Source organism: Pseudomonas sp. SMSB3, from assembly GCF_052041965.1.
In the GTDB taxonomy this organism is placed as follows: Bacteria; Pseudomonadota; Gammaproteobacteria; order Pseudomonadales; family Pseudomonadaceae; genus Aquipseudomonas.
Window position 1 is genome coordinate 121,992 of the sequence record NZ_JBKGGV010000005.1, and the last position, 26,795, is coordinate 148,786.

Consider the following 26,795-nt stretch of genomic DNA (forward strand, 5'->3'; position numbering starts at 1 on the left):
TTCCGCCTGATCCAAAGTAGTCTGCCTATGTCCCTGCGCGTGTACCTTCGCACAGCCCTGCTCGGGTTGTGCCTGTGCCTTTGTTTCGCCGCCAACGCGGCAGAAGCCCCGACCACCGCCAGCATCCAGAGCAGCCTCGACAAGATTGCCGAGCGCAAGCTGCCCGAAGCCGATCAGAAGGCCTTGCAGCAGGTGCTGGAGCAAACCCTGGGCCTGCTCAACAGCAAGCAAGACAGCGAGCGCAAGCTGGCCGAGCTCAAGCAACAGTTGGCCGATGCGCCCAAGGAAACCAGCGACAATCAGAAGGAGCTGGCCAAGCTCAAGCAGAGCAAGGCGCAGCCGCTGGCTCAGCGCTACGCCAACTTGAGCGTACCGCAGCTCGAGCAGATGCTCAGTGAGCGCAACACCCAGCAGGGTGAGTTGCAAAAGGCCCTGTCCGAGGCCAACAGCCTGATCATCAACTCGCAAACTCGCCCTGAGCGTGCCCAGGCCGAGATCAGCAACAACCAGACCCGCGCCCAACAGATCAACAACAGCCTCAAGAGTGGCAAGGACGGCGGCAAGCCGATCAACGCCGACCAGCGCAACCAGTTGCTCGCCGAACTGGCCTCGCTCAATGCCACGACCTTGCTGCGCCGCCAGGAGCTGGCCGGCAACGGCCTGCTGCAGGACCTGGGCAATGCCCGCCACGACCTGCTCATCGAGCGTACCGCGCGCCTGGAGCAGGAAATCCAGGACTTGCAGACGCTGATCAACGAAAAGCGCCTGGCCCAGTCGCAGCAAACCGTCACCCAGCAGTCCATCGAGGCGCAGAAGGCCGGCGGCAGCAGCCTGCTGGCTACCGAAAGTGCAGCCAACCTCAAGCTGTCCGACTACCTGCTCAAGAGCACCGACCGCCTCAACGAGCTGACCCAACAGAACCTGCGCACCAAACAGCAGCTCGATAGCCTGACCCAGGCTGACCAGGCCCTGGACGAGCAGATCAACGTGCTCAAGGGCAGCCTGCTGCTGTCCAAGATCCTCTACAAGCAGAAACAGGCGCTGCCGCACCTGAAGCTGGACCGCGACCTGGCCGACCAGATTGCCGATATCCGCCTGTACCAGTTCGAGATCAACCAGCAGCGCGAGCAGATGAGCAGCCCGGTGACCTACGTCGACCGTTTGCTGGCCACTCAGCCCGAACAGGATGTCACCCCCCAGCTGCGCCGGGCCTTGCTCGAGGTGGCGATCACCCGCAGCGACCTGCTAGAGCGCCTGAACCGCGAATTGTCGGCACTGCTCAACGAATCGATCACCCTGCAGCTCAACCAGAAGCAACTGCTCGGCACCGCCATCGGCCTGCGCAACACCCTCGACGAACAGATGTTCTGGATTCCCAGCAACAAGCCGCTGGACTGGGATTGGTTGCGCCTGGTGCCAGAGCGCTTGCCGGAGCAGGTTGCCAGCCTGCCGTGGGCCTCGGGGGTCAAGGAACTGGGCGATGGCTTGATCCAGCGCCCGCTGCTGTTCCTGCCGCTGCTGCTGGTGATCGGCGCCCTGCAATGGCGGCGCAAGTACCTGTATCAGCGCCTGGGCAAGGTGCACCAGGATATCGGCCACTTCCGCCGCGACAGCCAGTGGCACACGCCCCAGGCGATCCTCATCAACATTCTCCTGGCAATGCCGGTCAGCCTGGGCCTGGCGCTTTGCAGTTATGCCTTGCAGATCGACGCCCGCGGGCAGAACGCCAACCTGGGTGCCGCCTTGTGGCAGCTGGCCCAGGCCTGGCTGGTGTTCTACACCGCCTATCGCATTCTTTCGCCGGGCGGGGTGGCCGAAATCCACTTCCGCTGGCACAAGCCGCAGGTCGAATTCCTGCGTGGCTGGGTGCGCCGCCTTGGCACGGTGGTGCTGGCGTTGGTCGGCGTGGTGGCGGTGGCCGAGCACCAGCCCTCGGCGCTGGCTGAAGATGTGCTGGGCATCGGTGTGGTGCTGACCTGCTACGCATTGATGGCCTGGTTGCTCAGCCGCCTGCTGTTGAGCAGCCCTGCGCATCGCGACACCTCGCTGTTCCGTAAGGCCGTGGGGGTGGCGTTCACCGCCCTGCCGATCGCCTTGTTCGTCGCGGTGTGCTTCGGCTATTACTACACCGCGCTGAAGCTCACCGACCGCTTGATCTACACCTTGTACCTGCTGCTGTTCTGGCTGGTGATCGAAGCGGCGTTCGTGCGCGGGCTGTCGGTGGCGGCGCGGCGCCTGGCCTATCAACGCGCCTTGAGCAAGCGTCAGGCCGCCAAGGAAGGGCTGGACGGCGAAGTGATCAGCGAAGAGCCCACCCTGGACATCGAGCAGGTCAACCAGCAATCGCTGCGCCTGATCCGCCTGGCGCTGCTGGGCGGCTTCATCGCCGGGTTGTACTGGGTCTGGTCGGACCTGCTGTCGGTATTCGCCTACCTCAACAACTTCGTCCTCTACGAATACACCAGCGGCACCGGCGCTGCCGCCAGCATGGTACCGATCAGCCTCGGCGACCTGCTCGGCGCCCTGGTGATCGTCGGCATCACCTTCGCCCTGGCGGGCAACTTGCCGGGCCTGCTCGAGGTGCTGGTGCTGTCGCGCCTGAACCTCGCCCAGGGCAGCGCCTACGCAACGACCACGCTGCTGTCCTACACCATCGTCGGCGTCGGGATCGTCAGTACGTTGTCGACCCTGGGGGTGAGCTGGGACAAGCTGCAGTGGCTGGTCGCGGCCTTGTCGGTGGGCCTGGGCTTCGGCATGCAGGAGATCTTCGCCAACTTCATCTCCGGCATCATGATCCTGTTCGAGCGCCCGGTGCGCATCGGCGACACCATCACCATCGGCAACCTGTCCGGCACCGTGAGCAAGATTCGCATCCGCGCTACCACCATCACCGACTTCGACCGCAAGGACATCATCGTTCCCAACAAGACCTTCATCACCGGGCAGTTGATCAACTGGTCGCTGACCGATACGGTCACGCGGGTAACACTGAAGCTGGGCATCGACTACGGCTCTGACCTTGATCTGGTGCGCGACCTGCTGCTCAAGGGCGCCCATGAAAACCCGCGGGTACTCAAGGACCCTGAGCCCATCGTGTACTTCCTGAACTTCGGCGAGAGCTCGCTGGACCACGAACTGCGCATGCATGTACGCGACCTTGGCGATCGCAACCCGACGCTCGACGAGATCAATCGCTACATCAACCGCGAGTTCAAGGCCCACGACATCAAGATCTCGGTGCGCCAGGTGGAAGTGTTCCTGATGGACCCCAAAGGCGGCAAGCAGCAGCTGATAGCGATGGAGCAGCCAAAATCGGATGGCACTGCTCCGGCTTGATGGGGCTCCAATACTTTACTCTGTGCACAATGCCGGGAAGGCTCGCCGCCAATCAGGGGCGAGCCGTCTTGCCCGCGTAGGGCCGCAAGGCGGCCCCAATGGCCCCCAACCAGGAGCAGCCTGTGAAAGCCCTCGACCAACTGACCTTCGACAACCGCTTCGCCCGTCTGGGCGATGCATTTTCCACCCAGGTGCTGCCCGATCCCATCGCCGACCCGCGCCTGGTGGTGGCCAGCGAGTCGGCCATGGGGCTGCTCGATCTCGACCCTGCCCAGGCGCAACTGCCGCTGTTCGCCGAGCTGTTCAGCGGCCACAAGCTCTGGGAAGAAGCCGACCCCCGCGCAATGGTCTACTCTGGGCATCAATTTGGCTCTTACAACCCGCGCCTGGGCGATGGTCGCGGTTTGCTCCTGGCTGAGGTGCGCAATGAGCGCGGCGAGCACTGGGACCTGCACCTCAAGGGTGCTGGCCAGACCCCGTATTCACGCATGGGCGACGGGCGCGCCGTGCTGCGCTCGTCGATCCGCGAATTCCTTGCCTCCGAAGCCCTGCATGCGCTGGGCATTCCCAGCAGCCGGGCACTCTGCGTAATTGGCTCGAGCACCACGGTTTGGCGCGAAACCCGCGAAAGCGCAGCGATGCTGACGCGCCTGGCGCCCAGCCACGTGCGCTTCGGCCACTTCGAGTATTTCTACTACACCAAGCAGCCTGAACAGCAACGGGTGTTGATCGACCACGTGCTCGCCGAGCATTACCCCGAATGCCGGGACGCCGAACAGCCCTACCTGGCCATGTTCCGCACCATCGTCGAACGCAATGCCGAGCTGATCGCCTACTGGCAGGCCTACGGTTTCTGCCACGGCGTGATGAACACCGACAACATGTCGATCCTGGGCATCACCTTCGACTTCGGACCGTTCGCCTTCCTCGATGATTTCAACGCCAACTTCATCTGCAACCATTCCGATGACCGTGGCCGTTACAGCTATGCCAACCAGGTGCCCATTGCCCACTGGAACCTCAGCGCCCTCGCCCAGGCCTTGACCACGGTGATCGAGGTCGAAGCGCTCAAGCAGACCCTGGAGTTGTTCCTGCCGCTGTACCAGGCCCATTACCTGGACCTGATGCGCCGCCGCCTGGGCCTGACCAGCGCCGAAGATGAGGACATGGCCTTGGTCGAACGGCTGCTGCAGCGCATGCAGAGCGGTGGCGTGGATTACACCTTGTTCTTCCGCAGGCTGGGCGAGCAGCCGGTGGCTGACGCCCTGCAGCTGCTGCGTGATGATTTCATCGACCTGGCCGGTTTCGACGCCTGGGCTGCCGACTACCTGGCGCGCTGCCAGCGCGAAGCCGACAATGCGACCGGCCGACGCGAGCGCATGCATGCGGTGAACCCGTTGTACATACTGCGCAACTACCTGGCGCAGCGGGCCATCGAAGCGGCTGAGGCAGGCGACTACAGCGAGGTGCGGCGCCTGCATCAGGTGCTGACCAGACCGTTCGAAGAACAGGCTGGCATGCAGGCCTATGCCGAGCGTCCACCTGAATGGGGCAAGCACCTGGAAATCAGCTGCTCCTCCTGACGACAGCTCGCGCCCGCGCGATCCTCAGCCATCGCCCTCAAGCAAATCGTGCAATTCGACAAACTGCTGGGTCAGCTTGTGCCGCGGCTCCAGATGGATCAGCGGCAGGCTTGCATGATGCGATTCGCGCATCTTTACCGAGCTGCCCAGATACACCGGTAGCACCGGCAGGCCCTCGGCCAGCAACTCATCGAGCATCTGCTGGGGCAGGCTGGCGCGGGACTGGAACTGATTGACCACGATGCCCTCGACCTCGAGAGCTTCATTGTGGTCGTCTTTGAGGTCATCGATTTCCGCTAGCAGGCCGTACAGGGCTTGCCGCGAGAAGCTGTCGCAGTCGAAAGGAATCAGTACGCGATCGGCGGCGATCAACGCTGATACGGCGTAGAAATTGAGCGCCGGCGGCGTGTCGATGTAAATCCGCTCATAGTCTTCGTCCAGCGCGTCGAGCAGCTTTCGCAGCTTGTTGATCTTGTGCTTGGCTTCGAGCTTGGGCTGCAGGTCGGCAAGCTCCGCAGTGGCGGTGACCACATGCAGGTTGTCGAACGGGGTTTCGTAGATATCGACCTTGTTCTTCTTGCTGAATGGCCCGCTGGACAGGCTCTGCTTGAAGAAATCGGCGATACCCATGGGGATGTCGTCGCCGGTCAGCCCGGTCAGGTACTGGGTCGAATTGGCCTGGGCATCCAGGTCGATCAGCAGGGTTCGGTAGCCTTCGCTGGCGCTCACCGCTGCCAGGTTGCAAGCGATGCTCGACTTGCCAACGCCACCTTTCTGATTGAACACCACGCGCCGCATGATTGACCTCCGTGTATCAACGAATGCCCGAGTATGTGTCGGTGCAGCGGCAATGGCCAGTACTGTCGATGGCTACCTGATGCCGGCTTGATCTCGGTTCGGATTCACTCGGCGTAGACCTGCCCGGTCACCAATTCGGCGAAAGCCCTGGCCATCGCCGAGCTGCCGCGCTCGCGCTGGACCAGCCACACGGCCGAAGTCGCCTCGGCATCGAGCAGCGTGCGATACACCACGCCTTCGATCTGCATGCGCTTGAACGACGCCGGCAGTACCGACACACCCAGCCCGGCCGATACCAGGCCGATGATGGTCATCGCCTCGCCCGCCTCCTGGGCAAAATGCGGACTGAACCCGGCCTGGCGGGCCAGGCTCAGCAGCTGCGCATACAAGCCGCTGCCGTAGCTGCGCGGGAAGAACACGAACGGCTCCTGCGCCAGCGCTGCCATGTATACGCCCTCGTCGCTGCCGTGGGCCAGAGGATGAGAGGCGTTGATCACTGCCACCAGCGGCTCGCGAAACAGTTCGGTAGCCACCAGCCCCTCAGGCAACGGCATCGGCCGCATCAGGCCAACTTCGATGGACTCATCGAAAACCCCCTCGGCGACATCGCGGCTGCTCATTTCCTGCAGGTGCAAATGGACCGCCGGAAAGCGCTGGCGAAACGCATGAATCGCCTTGGGAATCTTCGACGTGAAGGGTGCGGACGAGGTGAAACCGATCTTCATCTCGCCCAGCTCCCCCAACTGCGCCCGACGTGCCACATCCGCCGCTTTCTCGACTTGTGCCAGGACCTGGCGGGCCTCTTGCAGAAACAAGCGCCCAGCCTCGCTCAGCTCGACCCGCCGGTTGGTGCGTTCAAACAGGCGGGCGCCCAGTTCGTGTTCCAACGCCTGGATCTGCTGACTCAGCGGCGGCTGCGAGATCCCCAGCTGCTGGGCCGCACGGCCGAAATGCAGCTCCTCCGCCACAGCGATGAAATAACGCAGGTGCCGCAGCTCCATGAGCTTTCTCCAATAGGTCGCCAAACAACTTAAATAGGTCGAACAATATATTGGATCAAATCATTAGCCGGCTATATGCTTTTTTCATTGCACCAGAGGTACCGCCGCGTGAAAACTGCAGTCGCCCCCCTCCCCGCTTGCTCGGCAGCCATCGCACCGGACAGGTGGATCGAAAAAGGCACGCCCGCTTTTCTCAGGACCGTCCTGGCCTTGTTCAGCGGTGGCTTCGCCACCTTCGCCCTGCTCTACTGCGTGCAGCCGATGATGCCGCTGTTGTCCCAGGAGTTCGCCATCAATGCCGCGCAAAGCAGCCTGGTGCTGTCGGTAGCGACGGCGATGCTGGCCTGCGGCTTGTTGATCACCGGGCCGATTTCCGACCGCGTGGGCCGCAAGCCGGTGATGGTATTCGCCCTGGTGTGCGCGGCGCTTTCCACACTGGCCAGCGCCGTGATGCCAACCTGGGAGCTAGTGCTGGCCACGCGGGCGCTGGTGGGCCTGTCGTTGAGCGGCCTGGCGGCGGTGGCCATGACTTACCTCAGCGAAGAGATCCACCCGCAGCACATTGGCCTGGCCATGGGCTTGTACATCGGTGGCAACGCCATCGGCGGCATGAGCGGACGCCTGATCACTGGGGTGCTGATCGATTTCGTCAGCTGGCACACGGCAATGCTGACCATCGGTGCCTTGGCGCTGATCGCTGCCGTGGTGTTCTGGAAAGTGCTGCCGGAGTCGCGCAACTTCCGCGCCCAATCGATGAACCCGCGCAGCCTGCGCGACGGCTTTCTCATGCACTTCAAGGATGCCGGGTTGCCTTGGCTGTTCCTTGAAGCCTTCCTGCTGATGGGCGCTTTCGTCACCTTGTTCAACTACATCGGTTATCGCCTGCTCGCCGAGCCCTATCACATGAACCAGGCCTTGGTAGGACTGCTCTCGGTGGTCTACCTGTCTGGCATCTACAGCTCTGCCCAAGTCGGTGCCCTGGCCGACAAGCTCGGCCGGCGCAAGGTGTTCTGGGCCAGCATCGTGGTGATGGCCAGCGGTATGCTGATGACCCTGGCCACGCCCTTGCCGGTGGTGATCACCGGCATGCTGGTGTTCACTTTCGGTTTCTTCGGCGCTCACTCGGTAGCCAGCAGCTGGATCGGTCGCCGCGCGTTGAAGGCCAAAGGCCAAGCCTCATCCCTGTATCTGTTCAGCTATTACGCAGGTTCGAGCGTGGCCGGCACAGCCGGGGGCGTGTTCTGGCACCACTGGGGTTGGAATGGCATCGGCGTGTTCATTGGCGCCCTGCTGGCCGCAGCGCTGTTGATCGCCTTGCGCCTGAGCAGGCTGGCGCCGAAAACCGCATAGGCGACAGGCGAAAAAAAGCCCGGCTCAACAGGCCGGGCTTTGTCGTTTGCAGCGCCTAGCCGTGGTATTGCGCGGACAGTTCATGCACAGCGTTGATGAATGCACCGGCGTGCTCGGGGTCGACTTCCGGGGTGATGCCATGGCCCAGGTTGAAGACGTGACCGCTGCCATGACCGTAGCTGGCCAGGATGCGCGCCACCTCCTGGCGGATGGCCGCGGGCCTGGCGTACAACACGGTCGGGTCCATGTTGCCTTGCAGCGCCACTTTGTCGCCGACCCGGCGGCGGGCATCGCCAATGTCGCAGGTCCAGTCCAGGCCCAGGGCATCGGCCCCAGCCTCGGCGATGCTTTCCAACCACAGGCCGCCGTTCTTGGTGAACAGGATCACCGGCACCTTGCGCCCTTCGTGTTCGCGAATCAGACCGCTGACGATCTTGCGCATGTAGGCCAGGGAAAACTCCTGGTAAGCCGCGGCTGACAGGTTGCCACCCCAGGTATCGAAGATCTGCACCGCCTGCGCGCCGGCCAGGATCTGCCCGTTCAAGTAGCTGGTAACCGACTGGGCGAGCTTTTCCAACAGCAGGTGCAGGGCTTGCGGATTGTCGTAGGCCATGGCCTTGGTCTTGCGGAAGTCTTTCGACGAGCCGCCTTCGACCATGTACGTGGCCAACGTCCACGGGCTGCCGGAGAAGCCGATGAGCGGTACACGACCATTGAGTTCGCGGCGGATGGTGCTGACCGCATCCATCACGTAGCCGAGGTCTTTCTGCGCATCGGGCACCGGCAGTGCTTCGATGTCGGCCGGGGTGCTGACGACCTTCTTGAAACGCGGGCCTTCGCCGGTTTCGAAGTACAGGCCCAGGCCCATGGCATCCGGAATGGTGAGGATGTCCGAGAACAGGATCGCCGCGTCCAGAGGATAACGGTCGAGCGGCTGCAGGGTCACCTCGCAGGCGAACTGCGGGTTCTTGCACAGGCTCATGAAGTCACCGGCCTTGGCCCGGCTGGCACGGTATTCCGGCAGGTAACGGCCGGCCTGGCGCATCATCCAGACCGGGGTGACATCCACAGGTTGCTTGAGCAGCGCACGCAGGAAACGATCGTTCTTCAAGGCAGTCATGTCGGCATCCGGAAAAAGAGTGCCGGCATTTTCTCAGACGCGCGCATAAAAGGCACGGCCGAGGCCATGGGTTTTGGCTATCGCGTGCTGTAGATCAACTGATTTTGTATACAAAATGTGCTGGGGCTGGCTGACAGCCCCAGCTGGCGATCAGAGTTCCAGGTAGTCCAGGATCCCCTCAGCGGCGTTGCGCCCTTCGAAGATCGCCGTCACCACGAGGTCCGAGCCACGCACCATATCGCCCCCGGCGAAGATCTTCGGGTTGCTGGTCTGGTGCTTGAACTTGCCTTTCTCCGGCGCGACCACGCGACCCTGGCTGTCGAGCTGAATGCTGTGCTGCTCGAACCATGGCGCAGGGCTCGGGCGGAAGCCGAATGCGATGACCACGGCATCGGCCGGCAGGATCTGCTCGGAACCTGGAATCGGCTCAGGGCTGCGACGGCCGCGGGCGTCAGGCTCACCCAAGCGGGTCTCCACCACCTTCACCCCTTCGACCTTGTCTTCGCCGACGATAGCGATAGGCTGGCGGTTGTAGAGGAATTTCACGCCTTCTTCCTTGGCGTTCTTCACCTCTTTGCGCGAACCGGGCATGTTGGCCTCGTCGCGACGATAGGCGCAGGTCACCGACTTGGCACCCTGGCGAATCGAGGTGCGGTTGCAGTCCATGGCCGTGTCACCACCGCCGAGCACCACGACCTTCTTGCCCTGCATGTCGACGAAGTCTTCCGGCGACTTCTCGAAGCCCAGGTTGCGGTTGACGTTGGCGATCAGGAAGTCCAGCGCATCGTGCACACCCGGCAGGTCCTCACCGGGGAACCCGCCTTTCATGTAGGTGTAGGTACCCATGCCCATGAACACCGCATCGTATTCGGCGAGCAGCTGCTCCATGCTGATGTCGGTGCCCACCTCGGTGTTGAGGCGGAATTCGATACCCATGCCGGTGAAGACCTCGCGGCGGTGGCTCAGCACCGTCTTCTCCAGCTTGAATTCAGGGATACCGAAGGTCAGCAAACCGCCGATTTCCGGGTTCTTGTCGAACACCACCGGGGTCACGCCAGCGCGTACCAGCACGTCGGCGCAACCAAGGCCCGCCGGGCCGGCGCCAATGATGGCGACGCGCTTGCCGGTTGGCTTGACCTTGGACATGTCCGGGCGCCAGCCCATGGCGAAGGCGGTGTCGGTGATGTACTTCTCGACCGAGCCAATGGTGACCGCACCAAAGCCATCGTTGAGTGTGCAGGCGCCTTCGCACAGGCGGTCTTGCGGGCATACGCGACCGCACACTTCCGGCAGGGTGTTGGTCTGGTGCGACAGTTCGGCGGCGGCCAGGATGTTGCCTTCGGCGACCAGCTTCAACCAGTTGGGGATGAAGTTGTGAACCGGGCACTTCCATTCGCAATACGGGTTACCGCAGCCCAGGCAGCGATGGGCCTGCTCCACGGACTGCTGGGGCTTGAACGGCTCGTAGATTTCCACGAACTCTTTCTTGCGCTGGCGCAGCAGCTTTTTCTTCGGGTCCTTGCGGCCCACTTCGATGAACTGGAAGTCGTTGTTCAGACGTTCAGCCATTTTTCAAAACCTCTTTACAGCAGCTGCTAGCTACACGCTGCAAGCCGCAAGACGATCACTTAAGCCGGGCAAACCTCGTGCAGCTTCTGACTTGCAGCTCGAGGCTCGCCACTTGCAGCTGGTTTTACTGCGGATTGGCACGGGTGCTGGACAACAGCTGCTTGAGGTTGGCGGCCTTGGGCTTGACCAACCAGAAGCGGCGCACGTAGTCGTCCAGGTTCTCCGAGAGCTCACGCCCCCACGCGCTGCCGGTTTCTTCCACGTACTCGCCCAGAACCCGCGCCAGATGGCTGCGGTAGGCTTCCATCGCCTCACCACTGATGCGCTGGATTTCCACCAGCTCATGGTTGAGTTTGTCGACGAAGCTGTTGTCCATGTCGAGCACGTAGGCGAAGCCGCCAGTCATGCCAGAACCGAAGTTGTAACCGGTCTTGCCCAACACGCAGACAAAGCCACCGGTCATGTATTCACAGCAGTGATCGCCCGTTCCCTCGACGACCGCGTGGGCGCCGGAGTTACGTACAGCGAAACGCTCGCCGGCAGTGCCGGCGGCGAACAACTTGCCACCGGTGGCGCCGTACAGGCAGGTGTTACCAACGATGGCGCTGTGCTGGGTTTCGAACGGGCTGCCGGCTGGCGGCACGATGGTCAGCTTGCCACCCGTCATGCCCTTACCGACGTAGTCGTTGGCATCGCCCTCCAGGTGCAGGTTCAAGCCGCCGGCGTTCCAGACCCCGAAGCTCTGCCCGGCAGTGCCCTTGAAGCGGAACGTGATCGGCTTGGCGGCCATGCCCTGGTTGCCATACAGCTTGGCGATTTCACCGGAAATCCGCGCGCCGATGGAGCGGTCACAGTTGCAGATATCCAGATCGAACTCACCACCGGCCTGATCGCGGATCGCCGGCAACGCCATCTCGACCATCTTCTCGGCCAGCTCGCCCTTGTCGAACGGCGGGTTCTTGTCGACTTCGCAGAACTGCGGCTTGTCGGCCGGAATGTGCGAGCTGCCCAGTAAAGGCGTCAGGTCAAGGTGCTGCTGACGCTCGGTGTCGCCGGGCAGCACGTCGAGCAGGTCGGTGCGGCCGATCAGCTCGCCGAGGCTGCGAACGCCCAGCTTGGCCAGCCATTCGCGGGTTTCTTCGGCGACGAAGGTGAAGAAGTTGATCACCATGTCGACGGTGCCGATGTAGTGGTCCTTGCGCAGCTTGTCGTTCTGCGTGGCAACGCCGGTGGCGCAGTTGTTCAGGTGACAGATACGCAGGTATTTGCAGCCCAGGGCGATCATTGGCGCGGTGCCGAAGCCAAAGCTCTCGGCGCCGAGGATCGCCGCCTTGATCACGTCCAGACCGGTTTTCAAGCCACCATCGGTCTGCACCCGGACCTTGCCGCGCAAGTCGTTGCCGCGCAGGGTCTGGTGGGTTTCCGCCAGGCCCAGTTCCCATGGGGCGCCGGCATACTTGATCGAGGTCAGCGGCGAGGCGCCGGTGCCGCCATCGTAGCCAGAGATGGTGATCAGGTCGGCATAGGCCTTGGCCACACCTGCAGCGATGGTGCCGACGCCGGCTTCTGCTACCAGCTTGACCGACACCAGCGCCTGCGGGTTGACCTGCTTGAGGTCGTAGATCAGCTGGGCCAGGTCTTCGATCGAATAGATGTCGTGGTGCGGTGGCGGCGAGATCAGGGTCACGCCCGGCACTGCATAACGCAGCTTGGCGATCAGGCCATTGACCTTGCCGCCGGGCAGCTGACCGCCCTCGCCAGGCTTGGCACCCTGGGCCACCTTGATCTGCAGCACTTCGGCATTGACCAGGTACTCCGGCGTCACACCGAAGCGGCCGGTCGCGACCTGCTTGATCTTGGAACTGCGCACGGTGCCGTAGCGGGACGGGTCTTCTCCACCCTCCCCGGAGTTGGAGCGCGCGCCCAGGCGGTTCATCGCCTCGGCCAACGCCTCGTGCGCTTCCGGCGACAGCGCGCCCAGCGAGATGCCGGCTGAGTCGAAGCGCTTGAGGATGGCTTGCAGCGGCTCGACCTCGTCCAGCGCCAGGGGCTGCTCGGCCACTTTCACCTTGAGCAGGTCGCGGATCATCGACACCGGGCGCTGATCGACCAGCGTGGTGTATTCCTTGAATTTGGCATAGTCGCCCTGCTGCACAGCCGCTTGCAGGGTGTTGACCACATCCGGGTTGTAGGCGTGGTATTCGCCACCGTGGACGAACTTGAGCAGGCCACCTTGCTGGATGGGCTTGCGCGCGCTCCAGGCTTCGGCGGCCAGCAGCTTCTGGTCGCTTTCCAGGTCGACGAATCGTGCGCCCTTGATGCGGCTGGACACGCCCTTGAAGCTCAGGCCGACGACTTCCTCGGCCAGGCCCACCGCTTCGAACAACTGCGCGCCGCGGTACGAGGCGATGGTGGAAATGCCCATCTTCGAGAGGATTTTCAGCAGGCCCTTGGAAATGCCCTTGCGGTAGTACTTGAACACTTCGTCCAGATCGCCCAGCACTTCACCGGTACGAATCAGGTCGGCCAGCACTTCATAGGCCAGGTACGGGTAGACCGCCGAGGCGCCGAAGCCCAGCAGCACGGCGAAGTGATGCGGGTCACGCGCAGTGGCAGTCTCTACCAGGATGTTGCTGTCGCAGCGCAGACCCTGTTCGGTCAGGCGGTGGTGCACGGCACCCACCGCCAGCGAAGCGTGCACGGGCAGCTTGCCGGGGGCGATGTAGCGGTCGCTCAGCACCAACTGAGTCTTGCCGGCACGAACGGCTTCTTCAGCCTGGTCGGCGATGTTGCGAATCGCCGCTTCCAGGCCCAGGCCTTGCTCGTAGTTGAGGTCGATCAGCTGACGGTCGAAACCTTCGCGCTCCAGGTTCATCAGCGAGCGCCACTTGGCGGGCGAGATCACCGGCGAGCTGAGGATGACCCGCGAAGCATGCTCCGGCGACTCCTGGAAGATATTGCGCTCGGCACCTAGGCAGATTTCCAGGGACATGACGATCGCTTCGCGCAGCGGGTCGATCGGCGGGTTGGTCACCTGGGCAAACTGCTGGCGGAAGAAGTCGTAAGGCGAACGCACCCGCTGCGACAGCACCGCCATAGGCGTGTCGTCACCCATCGAACCCACGGCTTCCTGGCCTTGCTCACCGAGCGGGCGCAGCACCTGGTCACGCTCTTCGAAGGTGACCTGGAACATCTTCATGAATTGCTTGAGCTGGTCAGCGTCGTAGCTGGCCACGCCCTGATCGTCGCTCAGCGTGGCCTGGATGCGCGTAGCGTGCTGACGCAGCCAGCGCTTGTACGGATGACGCGACTTCAAACGGTTGTCGATGGCGTCGGTGTCGAGAATCTGACCGGTTTCGGTATCCACCGCCAGGATCTGCCCTGGGCCGACACGGCCCTTGGCCACGACGTCTTCAGGCTGATAGCCCCAGACACCGATTTCCGACGCGATGGTGATGTAGCCGTTGGTGGTGGTGACCCAACGCGCCGGACGCAGGCCGTTACGGTCGAGCAGGCACACTGCGTGGCGGCCCTCGGTCATGACGATACCGGCCGGGCCATCCCACGGCTCCATGTGCATGGAGTTGTATTCGTAGAAGGCGCGCAGGTCGGCGTCCATGGTCTCGACGTTCTGCCAGGCTGGTGGCACCAGCATGCGCACGCCACGGAACAGGTCGATGCCGCCGGTGACCATCAGCTCGAGCATGTTGTCCATGCTCGAGGAGTCGGAGCCGACACGGTTGACCAATGGGCCGAGGGCCTCGAGGTCGGGAATCTGGTCGTTGGCGAACTTGGTGCGACGGGCCATGGCCCAGTTGCGGTTGCCGGTGATGGTGTTGATTTCGCCGTTGTGGGCGAGGAACCGGAATGGCTGGGCCAGCGGCCATTTCGGCAAGGTATTGGTGGAGAAACGCTGGTGGAACACGCAGATCGCGGTCTGCAGGCGTTCGTCACCGAGGTCTGGATAGAACGCCGCGAGATCGCGCGGCATCATCAAGCCCTTGTAGATGATGGTCTTGTGCGAAAAGCTGCAGATGTAGTGGTCGGCATCGTGGGCGTTGGCTACCGACGAACGGCGGCGGGCACTGAACAGCTTGATGGCGAACTCCTGGTCGCTCAGGCCATCAGCGCCGATGAACACCTGCTCGATCTGCGGCAGGCGCTCGAGGGCCAGGCGACCCAGCACGCTGGTGTCGATCGGGACTTTGCGCCAGCCTACCAATTGCAAGCCGGCTGCCAGGATTTCACGATCCATGTTGGCACGAGCGGCCTGGGCTTTGACCGGGTCCTGGTTGAAGAACACCATGCCGACGGCGTACTGCTTGGGCAGCTCTACGGCGAAGTGTTCCTGGGCCACTGCACGCAGGAAACGGTCAGGCTTCTGCATCAACAGACCGCAACCGTCGCCGGTCTTGCCGTCGGCATTGATGCCGCCACGGTGGGTCATGCACGTCAGCGCCTGCATGGCGGTTTGCAGAAGGTGGTGACTTGGCTCGCCCGTCATATGGGCGATCAGGCCAAAACCACAGTTGTCCTTGAATTCTTCGGGATGGTACAGACCTGTTTTCATAGACACTTTCTCACCAGGTTCACCTCTCAACCGGAGGCAAATCTCTTTTATGTACAACCACTTACCATCCACGCCGATCAAACGCCAGCTTTTTTGCGGTGGCCATGGAAAACCATTGTTGCACAGCGACAGTCTTGCCCACAAATTTTCATGTCTCACCATTGAAAATTTATGTCGCTATTTTGAATGTTTTTAGCCGCAAACCATGGGTTGGCAGGGCTTGACTCTGAAGCGTTTCAGCCAACACTGCGCGCGGGGCTTGTGGCCGGCAGGCTGGGACAGAAAAGCCTGCCGCGCAGGGCGCAGCAGGCTTATCAGGTGTCAGTAATCGCTCAGCAACTGGGCGGCGGGGTGGTGCCGCCCGGCAGGTATCAGCGGGCCGAGGCCAGCTCTTGTTGGACGCTGGCGACAGTACGTGGCCAAGGTTTACCAGCCTGGACCTTCGCTGGCAAGTTCTTGATTGCGGCAACTGCCGCATCACGGTTGGCAAAGTTGCCATAGGTGACCACATACAGGGGTTTGCCCTGCAGGTTCTTCTTGAAGTAGCGATAGTCGCCACCCTGCGCCTTGACGAAGGCCTGGGCCGACGCCTCGGAGCTGGTACCGAGGATCTGCACCACGTAGTTGCCAGGCTTCTGACCACTGTACCAGCCGCTGTTGCCGGCACCGGCCGCTGCCGCAGGCTTCTCGGTGGCCTTGACCGCCGGCTTGGCACTGGCCACCTGGGTTGGCGCAGGCGCAGGCTTGGCCACCGGCTTGGCCGGTTGGCTGGTGACTGGATTGGCCACAGGCGCGGCAGGCTGGGACGGCGCGGTCGCCTGGGCCATGCTCGGTGCCGGACCCGCCGCGACGCCCTGCGGCGGTGCGGTGGTGGTCACGGTCGGCGGCGCTGAAGGTTGCAGGGCAGTGTTGCCTGCCGGCCCACCCTCTTCACCGTCGCCCATGCCAGCAGCCTGGGCCAGCGGCTCACGCATCACCGGTTGCGACTGGCCCACCAGCGGCAACGGCATCGGCTGGGACTGGCCGGAGAATTCGATGGCCGGGTTGCCGTTATTGGATTGAGCAGCACCTGGCTGGCCCTCGCCCAAGGGCAACTGGGCCTGCGCCACCGGCGCCTCGCTTGGCGCCTTGTCGCTTTTCTTGGGCATCAGCACCGCAGCGCCTACGGCAACCACGACGACTGCGGACAGCGCGAGCACGTGTTTCTTAGGCATTTTGAACCCCATGGATGGTCGCTTCACCGTGGTCCGGCTAGCGATCATGGCTTCGATCAAGGTATCGCGGGCGACCTGGTTGATGTTGCCAGGCCATCCGCCAGAGTTTTCGTGGATATCGACCAGCTGCTCGCGGGTGAACACCTCGATGCCCCGGCCCGCGCCATCCAGACGCTGCTCCAGGTATTCGTTGGTTTCCTCCTCGCTGTAGGGGGCGAGTTCGATGACGTGGAAACGCTCTTCCTCGACCTCGATCTCATCCAACCCGGCAATCAGCGACGGTTCGCCAAACAGGAACACATGCGGGCGCGCCTCTGGCAAGCCGCCGGCCAGTTCCAGCAACGCTTGGAGTGCCGACTCGTCAAGTTGTTCCGCATCGTCCACCAACAGATAGACTTCCTGCCCGGTGAGTGCCAACTGCACCACCTTGTTCAGGATCGCCTGGACCTCGGGCTGGGCCACCTCCAGGGTCTGCGCCACTTGCCCGAGGACGCTGGCCGCATCGCTGGCACCGCGAGCGGAAACCACGACGCTCTGTACCGATTGCTTGTTGGTGCTGGCCACCAGGGCCTGGCGCAGCAGCGTCTTGCCACTGCCCAACGGCCCTGTGACCACCAGCATCAATTGGCTGTAGCGTGCCAGATGATGCAGTTGGCCAAGCACCGGCTTGCGCTGGGCGGGGAAGAATTTGAAGCCGGGCACACGCGGCGCGAACGGATCGTGGCTCAGCTGGTAGTGATCGAGAAACGCCTCATCGGCATGCAAACTGGTCATTGCGCTGTCACAACCTCAAAGCTGGGCCACGATCGCGCGGTAATCCGCCGACAGCGTGGCCTGAAGAATCTCTTTCGGATAGTCGTCGGTGATCACCGCATCGCCCAGCTGGCGCAGCAGCACCAGACGCAAGCGACCGTCGAGCACCTTCTTGTCGACCGCCATATGCTCCATGAACTGCGCCGGGGTCATTTCCTGTGGAGGCACCACCGGCAACCCTGCGTGCTGCAGCAAGCGAATGCCGCGATCACGTTCGGCCTGATCGATCCAACCCAGGCGCATGGACATTTCCAGGGCCATGACCGTACCCGCAGCTACTGCCTCGCCGTGCAGCCAGACCCCGTAACCCATATGGGTCTCGATAGCGTGGCCAAAGGTGTGGCCCAGGTTCAGCGTGGCACGCACGCCCGATTCGCGCTCGTCGGCGCCTACTACCGCAGCCTTGGCGGCGCAGGAGCGGCGAATCGCTTCCGTCAGCGCGGCAGGCTCGAGCGCCCGCAGGGCCGGCATATGTTCTTCGAGCCAGGCCAGGAACGGCTTGTCGCAGATCAGGCCGTACTTGATCACCTCGGCCAGACCAGCGGAGAGCTCGCGAGCAGGCAGTGTGTTCAGGCTGGTAGTGTCGATCAGCACCGCGTTGGGCTGGTAGAACGCACCGACCATGTTCTTGCCCAGCGGGTGGTTGATGCCGGTCTTGCCACCCACCGACGAGTCCACCTGGGACAACAAGGTGGTCGGCACCTGGATGAAGTCGACCCCGCGCTGATAGCAGGCGGCCGCGAACCCGGCCATGTCACCGATGACGCCGCCACCCAGGGCGACCACGGTGGTCCGCCGGTCATGCCGTGCCGTCAGCAGGCCGTCGAAGATCAGCTGGAGCGTCTGCCAGTTCTTGTAGGCTTCGCCGTCAGGGAGAATCACCGACTGCACCGCATAGGCACCGAGGGTCTTGCTCAGGCGTTCCAGATACAGAGGTGCGACGGTCTCGTTGGAAACGATCGCCACCTGCCGCCCGCGAATGTGCGGCGCCAGCAGCTCTGGCTGATCCAGTAGGCCTTCGCCAATGTAGATCGGGTAGCTACGCTCGCCGAGATCGACCTTAAGTGTCTGCATGTGTCCCCACAGTGTACTTGGGCGTGGCGCCGGCTGTGCGACCCACGCGCTTACGTTGAACCTTGCCCCGGCGCTGGCCGAGAATAGTCCCGGCTTAGCGGGGCGGCAACTGCTGCAGGCGCTCGAGAATATCCAGCACCACCATACGCGGCGGCCGTTCGTCGGTTTCCACCACTAGGTCGGCGATCTCCCGATACAGCGGGTCGCGGGTTTCGAGCAGATTGCGCAGGGTCGCCTCCGGGTTGGCCGTGCGCAGCAACGGACGGTTGCGATCCCGCGCGGTACGCCCTACCTGCTGCTCGACCGAGGCGTGCAAGTAGATGACGCGGCCGCCGGCATGCAGCGCCTGGCGATTTTCCGCACGCATGACGGCGCCACCGCCGGTTGCCACGACCACGCCATCAAGGGCGCAGAGCTCGGCGATCATCGCCTGCTCACGGTCACGAAAACCCGGTTCGCCTTCTTTATCGAAGATCCACGGGATGTTGGCGCCGGTGCGCAGTTCGATTTCCTTGTCGGAATCTTTGAACAGCAGGCGCAGCTCTTTGGCCAACAGGCGCCCGATGGTGCTCTTACCAGCGCCCATGGGCCCTACAAGTATCAAATTTCGCACAGAATCAACGACTCACAGCAATCGCCTGGTCATTCATGATACGCGGAGTCAGGAAGACCAGCAGCTCGGATTTTTTCTCTTGTAATGCATCGCGTCGAAATAGCCGCCCAACATACGGCAGATCGCCGAAAAATGGCACCTTGGCGACCACATTGTTTTGCGTGGTGGAATACACCCCGCCGATCACGATGGTATCGCCATCGGCCACCCGAACCTTGGCATTGACCTCGTTCTTGCGAATCGGCGGCACGTCGTTCAGGGCATTGACGTAGTCGGGTTCATCCTTGGTCACCTTGACCGTCATGATGACCTTGCCGTCCGGGGTGATCTGCGGGGTGACCTCAAGCGACAGCGAGGCCTCGCGAAACGCCACCGAGGTCGCGCCATTGCGGCTGGTTTCCTGGTATGGCACCTCGGTGCCCTTGAGGATCCTCGCGGTCTCTTTGTCTGCCGTGACCACCTTGGGCTGCGAGATGATTTCGCCATTGCCGCTTTTTTCCATGGCGCTGAGTTCCAGATCCAGCAACAGGCCGCCACGCAGCAGGCCAACGGCAACGCTGCCAGTGGCGCGCTCCAGCCCCAGGTCAACGAATACATCCTTGCCCAACTGCGGTGCTTCGCCGTGAAACTGCCGCCCCCAACGCACGCCAAGGCCGTTCTCGTAGTCGACGTTGGCCTCGACGATGCGCGCCTCGATCTCGACCTGGCGCACCGGTACATCGAGCTGGGCCACCAACTGGCGCAGCTCCGCCAGGCGCTCGGCCGGTTGGTGCGCGATCAGGGTGTTGGTACGGGCATCGACACTCAAGCTGCCGCGCCCGGTCAAAATGCCCTCGTCGGCCAGCGCGGCCAGCAACAGCTCGGCAAGATCTGCCGCCCTGGCGTGATGAATCGGCAGCAATTCACGGCGCAAGGGCGGCAGCTGTGCGTCCATCTGCTCACCACCGGCAGCCATCGATTGTTCGGCAAGCTCGGCGGCGGGCGCGATCAGCAACACATTGCCCTGCTCATGGCGCCCCAGCCCTTTGCTGCGCAGTACCGCCTCAAGGGCCTGGTCCCAAGGCACATCATGCAGGCGCAAGGTCACCTGGCCCTGCACCGAGTCGCTGGCCACCAGGTTGATGTCAGCGAAATCTGCCAATACCTGCAGCGCCGAGCGCACTTCCACATCCTGGAAATTGAGCGATATGAGCTCATCCCGAAGGGGCGCTGCGGCGCACCACGGGCTGAGCGACAGGCCTACTATCATCGGTATCCACAGCTGTCTCATCGTCTTGCCTGGCCTCCGTTGCCACTCGCCTTGCCAGCGCCAGCGTCACCAGACGCTCACGCGGCTCACCTTCAAGCAGCACGCGTTCGAGCACCTGCACCTGGTGTTCGCCGACGTGCTGTACCACACCATCCTCTTGCCCGAGCCGGTCGCCTGGGCGCACGCGATGGAGGCGACCGGCCGCCGCCAACAGCGCTTCTTGCGATGCCCCACGGCGCAAGAAGCCGACCATTTGCATCTGGGTCAGCGGGAGGTTGGCGAGGTCGACCTGGGCGTTGCCCAAGGCCGAGCGGGAAAAAGGATCGACCCGCACCGGCTGTGCTTGCGCGCGGGCTGGCCAATCTGCAAGCCCCGCCGGCGCCGCGAGTGGCTCGTCGGCACGGTAGGCCTGCACGCGCATGTCCAGGCGCAACGCCTCAGGGCTGCCCTCGACAGGCGTCAGCTGCAATGTCTCGCTGCGCAGCAGGCGCATCTGCCCCAGCCAGTCGTCCAACCACGGGCGCAGGCCCGCGTAGGGACCGACGACTCGCACATCGATCGGCGTCTGCCAATAACCGGGTTGCTGCTGTGCAGCCCCTACATCGACCTGTTCGATACGCAAGCCATGGGCATGACCGGAAGCCGCGAACTGCTCCAACAGGTCGCTCATGTCGCCATCGGCTGCCAGGCGCCAGCGCGCCGCTTGCAACCGCTGCTGCGCATCCGCCAACGCCACGCGTGCTGGCGCCAAGGCCTGAAGTTGCAAGCGCTTGGCGGCGTGGGCTTCGAGCAACAGCCGCTGCCTGGCAAGTTCTGCCTGCTGAAGCAGCCACCAGTGCGGCCAACGCCAGGCGCAGCCGAGCGCGATCACCATACAGCCTGCTGCCCATGGCAAAGCCAGCCTCAATAAACGCGGGCGCTCCAGCAGGACCTGCCGCAAACGACCTGACAGCACGTTCATGACCACTGGGCGGACAAACGGACCAACAGCTCGAAGCGCTTGCTTTGCGCCTGGCTTTCGAGGCTTTTCAACTGCGGGTCGTGCAACACCTGCGAGTGCTGCAGATTGCGAATGAACTGCGCTACCGCCGCGCTTGAAGCCGCCAGCCCGAACAAGCGCAGCGCGGTGCCTTGCTGCAGCTCTAGTTTCACCAGCCGCATACCGGGCGGCAGCGCTCGCTCCAGATCGGCGAACACCGCCGTCGGCAGGCCCTGCTGGGCGCGCAGCTTGGCCAGCGCTGCGGCCTCGTCACGCACCGCCTGCAAGGCCGCTGCGAGGCGTTCCCGTTCTGCCAACTGCGCCCGTAGCGCGTGGTTCACAGCCTGCCGCTGGTCATTGGCGGCAACCTGCTGGCGGTGTCGCTGGCGGGCCAACTGGTCCACCAGTAGCACCACGCACAGTGCGGCTATCACTGCGCCTACCAGGGTCACGCGCAAGCGTCGCAGTGCCGCCTGGCGCTCTCGCTCCCGCCAGGGCAGCAAATTCAAACGCAAGGTCATTTCAGCCCCCCTAAGGCCAGGGCACAGGCCAGCGCCATGCCGCCATCGGGACTGACCAGGCCGTTGGGATCAGGCAGTGGTTCGCATGGCACGCCACAGGCTTGGCCCAATCGCGCCAATGTGGCCTGGGCTGATTGCGCCGGACCCACCACCAGCAAGCGCTGTGGCCAGGGCATGCCTTCGCTGCCCTCGGCGCCAACAGGCAGCGCATCGGGCAACACCTCCCGACGCAGCGGCAACATGCCCTGCTGCCAGCCGTGCAGCGTCGCTCCGTCTGCTTCAACACGCAGCAACCCTGCAGCTGCGTTCGATTCAACGGGCATCAGCCTGCGCAAGGCGATGGTATCGACTTCTACAACCTGCAGATCCAGGCCGGCTGCTTCAAAGACCGCTTGCAGGGCCTGCAGGGCGCTGTGTCGACTGGCGGCGATCAGCACATCCAGCGCGTCTGGCGCGCTTCTCGAGGCGCCAAGCACCTGAAAGTCCAGGGCCAGGTCTTCCAGAGGGAAAGGAAAGAAGCGGTCCGCTTCCGCCAGCAGATGCGCCTCTACTTGCTGGCTGCCCAGGCGAGCTGGCAGCTGGCAGATCTTGCAGATCACTTGCGAGGCCGGCACCGCCACCGCAGCACGCCGCTGGTGGCTGCCCGAGGATTGATGGGCACTGCGCAGTGCCGCCACCACTCGATCAGGCTCACGCAGGCTGTCGCCAGCACTCGGCGGCCCGAATGCCTGCTGGACCCAGGCCATCTTTTCATACCGCCCCTTGTGGCGGCGGACTTGAGCGATTCGAACGCAACCGCTGGCGATTTCTATCCCTAACAGTGAACTGGCGTCCCTGCCATAACGTCCAAGCATCGCGACTTCCTTGTTACAACCATGAACCGCCTTACCGCCGGGCGCTGGCGGCCAGACGGTACAGCGAGCCGCCCGGCCGGTCACCCGGCAAGGCGAAAAGTGCTTATAATGCCCGGCGTTTTTTCGTCCGCCGGCCCCGTGCGCAATTCACCCTCAATCTGGACACCGAAAAGCCTTGATACGCCTGCTAAAGTTCTTCTGGTGGTCTTTCATCGCAGTCATCTGCGCGCTCGTCCTCGGTCTGAGCGGTGCGTTTCTGTATCTTAGCCCCAACCTGCCGTCGGTCGATTCGCTCAGAAGCATCCAGTTGCAGATCCCCCTGAGGGTATATAGCAGCGACGGCAAGCTGATTGCCGAGTTTGGCGAGATGCGCCGCTCCCCGATCCGCTTCGCGGACATTCCGCCACAGTTCATTCAGGCGCTTCTGTCAGCTGAGGACGACAATTTCCTCAACCACTACGGGGTCGACCCGAGCAGCCTGATGCGCGCCGCCACCCAGTTGGTAAAAACCGGTCATATCCAGACCGGCGGCAGCACCATCACCATGCAGGTGGCGAAGAACTTCTTTCTCACCAGCGAGCGCAGTTTCTCGCGCAAGACCAACGAGATCCTCCTGGCCTTACAGATCGAGCGTGAGCTGACCAAGGACGAGATCCTCGAGCTGTACGTCAACAAGATCTACCTGGGTAACCGGGCCTACGGCATCGATGCTGCCGCGCAGGTGTACTACGGCAAGTCGATTCGCGACGTGAGCCTGGCGCAGATGGCGATGATCGCCGGCTTGCCCAAGGCACCCTCGCGCTTCAACCCGCTGGCCAACCCGGTGCGTGCCAAGGAGCGTCGCGACTGGATCCTGGGCCGCATGTACAAGCTCGGCAAGATCGACGAGGCCAGCTATCAGGCCGCGTTGGCCGAACCGCTCAATGCCAGTTACCACGTGCCGACTCCGGAAGTGAACGCGCCCTATGTCGCGGAAATGGCCCGCGCCGAAATGGTCGGCCGCTATGGCAGCGAGGCCTATACCGAAGGCTTCCGCGTCACCACGACGGTGCCCAGCGACATGCAGGACATGGCCAACAAGGCCATCCTCAATGGCCTTTCCGATTACGACGAGCGTCACGGCTACCGCGGCCCGGAAGCCCGCTTCCCCGGCAAGCCCCTGGCGGCCTGGAAGCAGGAGTTGAACAAACAGCGCACGCTCGGCGGACTGGAGCCGGCGATCGTTACCCGCGTGGACAAGACTGCCCTGCACGTATTGACCCGCGGCGGCGAGGAGGCAGACGTCGCCTGGGACACCATGAAGTGGGCGCGTCCGTTCATCAACACCAACGCCCAGGGCCGCGCACCGCAGTCGCCAGCAGATGTGGCCCAGGTCGGTGACCTGATCCGCGTGCAGCGCCTGGACGACGGCACCCTCAAGTTCAGTCAGGTGCCAGGGGCGCAAAGCGCGCTGGTCACCCTCGATCCTTACAACGGTGCGATCCGTGCGCTGGTGGGCGGTTTCTCGTTCGAGCAGAGCAACTACAACCGCGCCATGCAAGCCAAGCGTCAGCCTGGCTCGAGCTTCAAACCCTTCATCTATAGTGCTGCGCTGGACAGCGGCTATACCGCATCGAGCCTGGTCAACGATGCACCGATCGTGTTCGTCGACGAGTCGGTGGACAAGGTGTGGCGTCCGAAAAACGACACCAACACCTTCCTGGGCCCGATCCGCATGCGCGAAGCGCTGTACAAGTCGCGCAACCTGGTGTCGATTCGCCTGCTGCAGGCCATGGGGGTCGACCGCACCATCGACTACATCGCCAAGTTCGGCTTCAACAAGCAGGACCTGCCGCGCAACCTGTCGCTGGCGCTGGGGACCGCGACCCTCACGCCGATGGAGATCGCTACCGGCTGGAGCACCTTTGCCAACGGCGGCTACAAGATCAACCCGTACCTGATCGACCGCATCGAGAGTCGTGACGGCCAGGTCCTGTTCACCGCCAATCCGGCTCGCGTGCCGCAAGGTGCGCAGGATGATGCCGGCCAGGCAGCACCCGAGCAGCCGATCAGCACGGCTACGCTGCCCGGCGAGGCGCCTTCGGCGCTGGGTCAGATCGCCCCGCCACCGCAAACGCCGGCGGTGGCCGAACAGATCGTCGATGGCCGTACGACCTATATCCTCACCAGCATGCTGCAGGATGTGATCAAGCGCGGCACCGGGCGCCGGGCGCTGGCGCTCGGCCGTACCGACCTGGCAGGCAAGACCGGTACCACCAACGAGTCCAAGGACGCCTGGTTCTCGGGTTACAACGCCGATTACGTGACCACCGTATGGGTCGGTTTCGATCAGCCGGAAACCCTCGGTCGTCGTGAATACGGCGGTACCGCCGCCCTGCCGATCTGGATGGGCTTCATGGGCGCTGCGCTCAAGGACAAGCCCAACCACCCGCCGGCCGAACCAGAGGGCATCCTCAGCCTGCGCGTCGACCCGGTCAGCGGCCGGGCGGCTTCGCCCAGCACGCCAAACGCCTACTTCGAGCTGTTCAAAGCCGAAGACTCACCGCCGTCGGTGGATGAACTGGGCAACGGCGCAGCGCCTGGCAGCCCGCTGCCAGCCGATGAAGCGGCGCCAATGGACCTGTTCTGATCCGAACTCGAGTCGATCGATAGCGCAACAAAAAGCCCCGACTCTCACGAGCCGGGGCTTTTTGTGTCGCAACGGCAGGGATCAGCCGTTGAACACTTCATCCACGCTGTTCAGCGGGTAGTGCTTCGGATACGGCAGGGTCGCTACGCCGGATTCGATGGCAGCCTTGGCCACCGCGTCGGAGACGACAGTGATCAGACGCGCGTCCAGCGGCTTCGGAATGATGTATTCACGGCCGAATTCCAGACCTTCGACGCCGTAGGCCTCGCACACTTCCTTGGGCACCGGCAGCTTGGCCAGGTCTTTCAGGGCGATGGCGGCGGCAATCTTCATTTCTTCGTTGATGCGCTTGGCGCGAACGTCCAGTGCGCCACGGAAGATGAACGGGAAGCCCAGTACGTTGTTGACCTGGTTCGGATAGTCGGAACGACCGGTGGCCATGATCACATCGTTGCGCGTGGCGTGGGCCAGCTCCGGGGAGATCTCCGGATCCGGGTTCGAGCAGGCGAACACGATCGGGTTGGCAGCCATCGACTTCAGGCCTTCCGGGCTCAGCAGGTTCGGGCCGGACAGGCCAACGAACACATCGGCACCGTCCAGGGCGTCGGCCAGGGTGCGCTTGTCAGTGGCGTGAGCGAACTGTGCCTTGTACTGGTTGAGGTCTTCGCGGCCAGCGTGGATCACACCGCTACGGTCGATCATGAAGATGTTCTCGACCTGAGCGCCCATGCTCACCAGCAGCTTCATGCACGAAATGGCGGCAGCACCGGCGCCCAGGCACACGATCTTCGCTTCTTCGAGCTTTTTACCAGCGATTTCCAGGGCGTTGATCATGCCAGCGGCAGTGACGATGGCGGTGCCATGCTGGTCATCGTGGAAAACCGGAATATCGCACTGCTCGATCAGGGTGCGTTCGATCTCGAAGCACTCAGGCGCCTTGATGTCTTCGAGGTTGATGCCACCGAAGGTGATCGAGATACGCTTGACGGTATCGATGAAGGCCTGCGGGCTTTCCGAATCGACTTCGATGTCGAACACGTCGATGCCAGCGAAACGCTTGAACAGAACACCCTTGCCTTCCATGACCGGCTTGGACGCCAGTGGGCCGAGGTCACCCAGACCGAGGATGGCAGTGCCATCGGAAATCACCGCGACCAGGTTGCCCTTGCCGGTGTATTTGTAGGCCAGCTCAGGGTCACGGCCGATTTCACGCACCGGCTCTGCAACGCCTGGGCTGTAGGCCAGGGCGAGATCACGGGCGGTGGCAGTGGGCTTGGAGAGCTCGACGCTCAGTTTCCCCGGACGAGGCTGAGCGTGGTACTCGAGAGCGGCGGTTTTCAGGTCTGACATGGTGGGCATTCCGCTATTTACTGTTCTGACGGACCGCCGAGGATACGCAAAGAGCCGGGGAGCCACAAGACTGGTCGGTCACTTGTGTCAAGGCCTCTGGCCTACGACTTTAAGCTATCACGCACGGGGGCATTCGAGTGACAGTGTGTACAATCCAATATCGAACTGTCTA

At 63.1% G+C, this 26,795-nt stretch carries 17 protein-coding genes; 4 read left to right on the forward strand and 13 right to left on the reverse strand.

Annotated features, from left to right (window positions below):
* Positions 1 to 27 precede the first annotated feature (27 nt).
* Both mscK and selO read left to right on the forward strand, forming a co-directional pair.
* Entirely contained in the window at positions 28 to 3,336 is a 3,309-nt protein-coding gene (gene mscK / locus ACLEJW_RS10920; protein ID WP_145191371.1) for a mechanosensitive channel MscK, read from the forward strand.
* Between the two features lie 122 nt (positions 3,337 to 3,458).
* A complete protein-coding gene (selO, locus tag ACLEJW_RS10925) occupies positions 3,459 to 4,919 on the forward strand; it encodes a protein adenylyltransferase SelO (RefSeq protein WP_313458209.1) in 1,461 nt (486 codons plus the stop codon).
* 24 nt (positions 4,920 to 4,943) lie between these two features.
* On the opposite strand, the gene ACLEJW_RS10930 is transcribed toward selO, so the two are convergent.
* Both ACLEJW_RS10930 and ACLEJW_RS10935 read right to left on the reverse strand, forming a co-directional pair.
* Positions 4,944 to 5,717: a ParA family protein gene (locus ACLEJW_RS10930; RefSeq protein WP_440777533.1), complete on the reverse strand. Its 774-nt coding sequence runs from the start codon at positions 5,715 to 5,717 to the stop codon at positions 4,944 to 4,946.
* A 104-nt stretch (positions 5,718 to 5,821) separates the two neighbouring features.
* Complete coding sequence (locus tag ACLEJW_RS10935; RefSeq protein ID WP_313298112.1) at positions 5,822 to 6,718, reverse strand: LysR family transcriptional regulator; 897 nt, start codon at positions 6,716 to 6,718, stop codon at positions 5,822 to 5,824.
* A 108-nt stretch (positions 6,719 to 6,826) separates the two neighbouring features.
* Here ACLEJW_RS10935 and ACLEJW_RS10940 point away from each other — a divergent pair, with 108 nt between their 5' ends.
* Positions 6,827 to 8,068, forward strand: coding sequence for an MFS transporter (locus ACLEJW_RS10940; protein WP_313458018.1), 1,242 nt, complete (start codon positions 6,827 to 6,829; stop codon positions 8,066 to 8,068).
* Between the two features lie 55 nt (positions 8,069 to 8,123).
* On the opposite strand, the gene hemE is transcribed toward ACLEJW_RS10940, so the two are convergent.
* The 10 genes from hemE to pilM form a co-directional block, all read right to left on the reverse strand.
* Entirely contained in the window at positions 8,124 to 9,188 is a 1,065-nt protein-coding gene (gene hemE / locus ACLEJW_RS10945; RefSeq protein ID WP_145191356.1) for a uroporphyrinogen decarboxylase, read from the reverse strand.
* Between the two features lie 150 nt (positions 9,189 to 9,338).
* Entirely contained in the window at positions 9,339 to 10,757 is a 1,419-nt protein-coding gene (locus ACLEJW_RS10950; protein WP_440777534.1) for an FAD-dependent oxidoreductase, read from the reverse strand.
* Between the two features lie 124 nt (positions 10,758 to 10,881).
* A complete protein-coding gene (gene gltB / locus ACLEJW_RS10955) occupies positions 10,882 to 15,327 on the reverse strand; it encodes a glutamate synthase large subunit (RefSeq protein WP_145191327.1) in 4,446 nt (1,481 codons plus the stop codon).
* Between the two features lie 371 nt (positions 15,328 to 15,698).
* Positions 15,699 to 17,315, reverse strand: coding sequence for an AAA family ATPase (locus ACLEJW_RS10960; protein ID WP_440777535.1), 1,617 nt, complete (start codon positions 17,313 to 17,315; stop codon positions 15,699 to 15,701).
* Between the two features lie 15 nt (positions 17,316 to 17,330).
* The gene (gene aroB / locus ACLEJW_RS10965) at positions 17,331 to 18,428 is read right to left on the reverse strand and encodes a 3-dehydroquinate synthase (protein WP_145191321.1); all 1,098 of its coding nucleotides are present in this window, start codon (positions 18,426 to 18,428) and stop codon (positions 17,331 to 17,333) included.
* A 94-nt stretch (positions 18,429 to 18,522) separates the two neighbouring features.
* On the reverse strand, positions 18,523 to 19,041 hold the full coding sequence (gene aroK / locus ACLEJW_RS10970; RefSeq protein WP_145191318.1) for a shikimate kinase AroK: 519 nt from the start codon (positions 19,039 to 19,041) through the stop codon (positions 18,523 to 18,525).
* Between the two features lie 4 nt (positions 19,042 to 19,045).
* Positions 19,046 to 20,290, reverse strand: coding sequence for a type IV pilus secretin PilQ (locus ACLEJW_RS10975; RefSeq protein WP_440777536.1), 1,245 nt, complete (start codon positions 20,288 to 20,290; stop codon positions 19,046 to 19,048).
* Entirely contained in the window at positions 20,235 to 21,164 is a 930-nt protein-coding gene (locus tag ACLEJW_RS10980) for a pilus assembly protein PilP (protein ID WP_440777537.1), read from the reverse strand. Before ACLEJW_RS10980 ends, ACLEJW_RS10975 begins: the two co-directional genes overlap by 56 nt.
* Before the next feature lie 83 nt (positions 21,165 to 21,247).
* Complete coding sequence (locus tag ACLEJW_RS10985) at positions 21,248 to 21,790, reverse strand: PilN domain-containing protein (protein WP_313298093.1); 543 nt, start codon at positions 21,788 to 21,790, stop codon at positions 21,248 to 21,250.
* On the reverse strand, positions 21,787 to 22,644 hold the full coding sequence (gene pilM, locus ACLEJW_RS10990) for a type IV pilus biogenesis protein PilM (protein WP_313298090.1): 858 nt from the start codon (positions 22,642 to 22,644) through the stop codon (positions 21,787 to 21,789). Before pilM ends, ACLEJW_RS10985 begins: the two co-directional genes overlap by 4 nt.
* A 175-nt stretch (positions 22,645 to 22,819) precedes the next feature.
* Here pilM and ACLEJW_RS10995 point away from each other — a divergent pair, with 175 nt between their 5' ends.
* Positions 22,820 to 25,273, forward strand: coding sequence for a penicillin-binding protein 1A (locus ACLEJW_RS10995; RefSeq protein WP_145191304.1), 2,454 nt, complete (start codon positions 22,820 to 22,822; stop codon positions 25,271 to 25,273).
* Positions 25,274 to 25,354: 81 nt separating this feature from the next.
* Here ACLEJW_RS10995 and ACLEJW_RS11000 read toward each other — a convergent pair whose 3' ends face one another.
* Positions 25,355 to 26,623, reverse strand: coding sequence for a malic enzyme-like NAD(P)-binding protein (locus ACLEJW_RS11000; RefSeq protein WP_145191300.1), 1,269 nt, complete (start codon positions 26,621 to 26,623; stop codon positions 25,355 to 25,357).
* Between the last annotated feature and the right edge of the window lie 172 nt (positions 26,624 to 26,795).

Coding starts and splice junctions, on each gene's coding strand:
- mscK (WP_145191371.1), top strand. CDS start 28: ATGTCCCTGCGCGTGTACCTTCGCACAGCCCTGCTCGGGTTGTGCCTG.
- ACLEJW_RS10930 (WP_440777533.1), bottom strand. CDS start 5,717: ATGCGGCGCGTGGTGTTCAATCAGAAAGGTGGCGTTGGCAAGTCGAGC.
- ACLEJW_RS10935 (WP_313298112.1), bottom strand. CDS start 6,718: ATGGAGCTGCGGCACCTGCGTTATTTCATCGCTGTGGCGGAGGAGCTG.
- hemE (WP_145191356.1), bottom strand. CDS start 9,188: ATGACTGCCTTGAAGAACGATCGTTTCCTGCGTGCGCTGCTCAAGCAA.
- ACLEJW_RS10950 (WP_440777534.1), bottom strand. CDS start 10,757: ATGGCTGAACGTCTGAACAACGACTTCCAGTTCATCGAAGTGGGCCGC.
- gltB (WP_145191327.1), bottom strand. CDS start 15,327: ATGAAAACAGGTCTGTACCATCCCGAAGAATTCAAGGACAACTGTGGT.
- ACLEJW_RS10960 (WP_440777535.1), bottom strand. CDS start 17,315: ATGACCAGTTTGCATGCCGATGAGGCGTTTCTCGATCACTACCAGCTG.
- aroB (WP_145191321.1), bottom strand. CDS start 18,428: ATGCAGACACTTAAGGTCGATCTCGGCGAGCGTAGCTACCCGATCTAC.
- ACLEJW_RS10975 (WP_440777536.1), bottom strand. CDS start 20,290: ATGATAGTAGGCCTGTCGCTCAGCCCGTGGTGCGCCGCAGCGCCCCTT.
- ACLEJW_RS10980 (WP_440777537.1), bottom strand. CDS start 21,164: ATGGTGATCGCGCTCGGCTGCGCCTGGCGTTGGCCGCACTGGTGGCTG.
- ACLEJW_RS10985 (WP_313298093.1), bottom strand. CDS start 21,790: ATGACCTTGCGTTTGAATTTGCTGCCCTGGCGGGAGCGAGAGCGCCAG.
- pilM (WP_313298090.1), bottom strand. CDS start 22,644: ATGCTTGGACGTTATGGCAGGGACGCCAGTTCACTGTTAGGGATAGAA.
- ACLEJW_RS11000 (WP_145191300.1), bottom strand. CDS start 26,623: ATGTCAGACCTGAAAACCGCCGCTCTCGAGTACCACGCTCAGCCTCGT.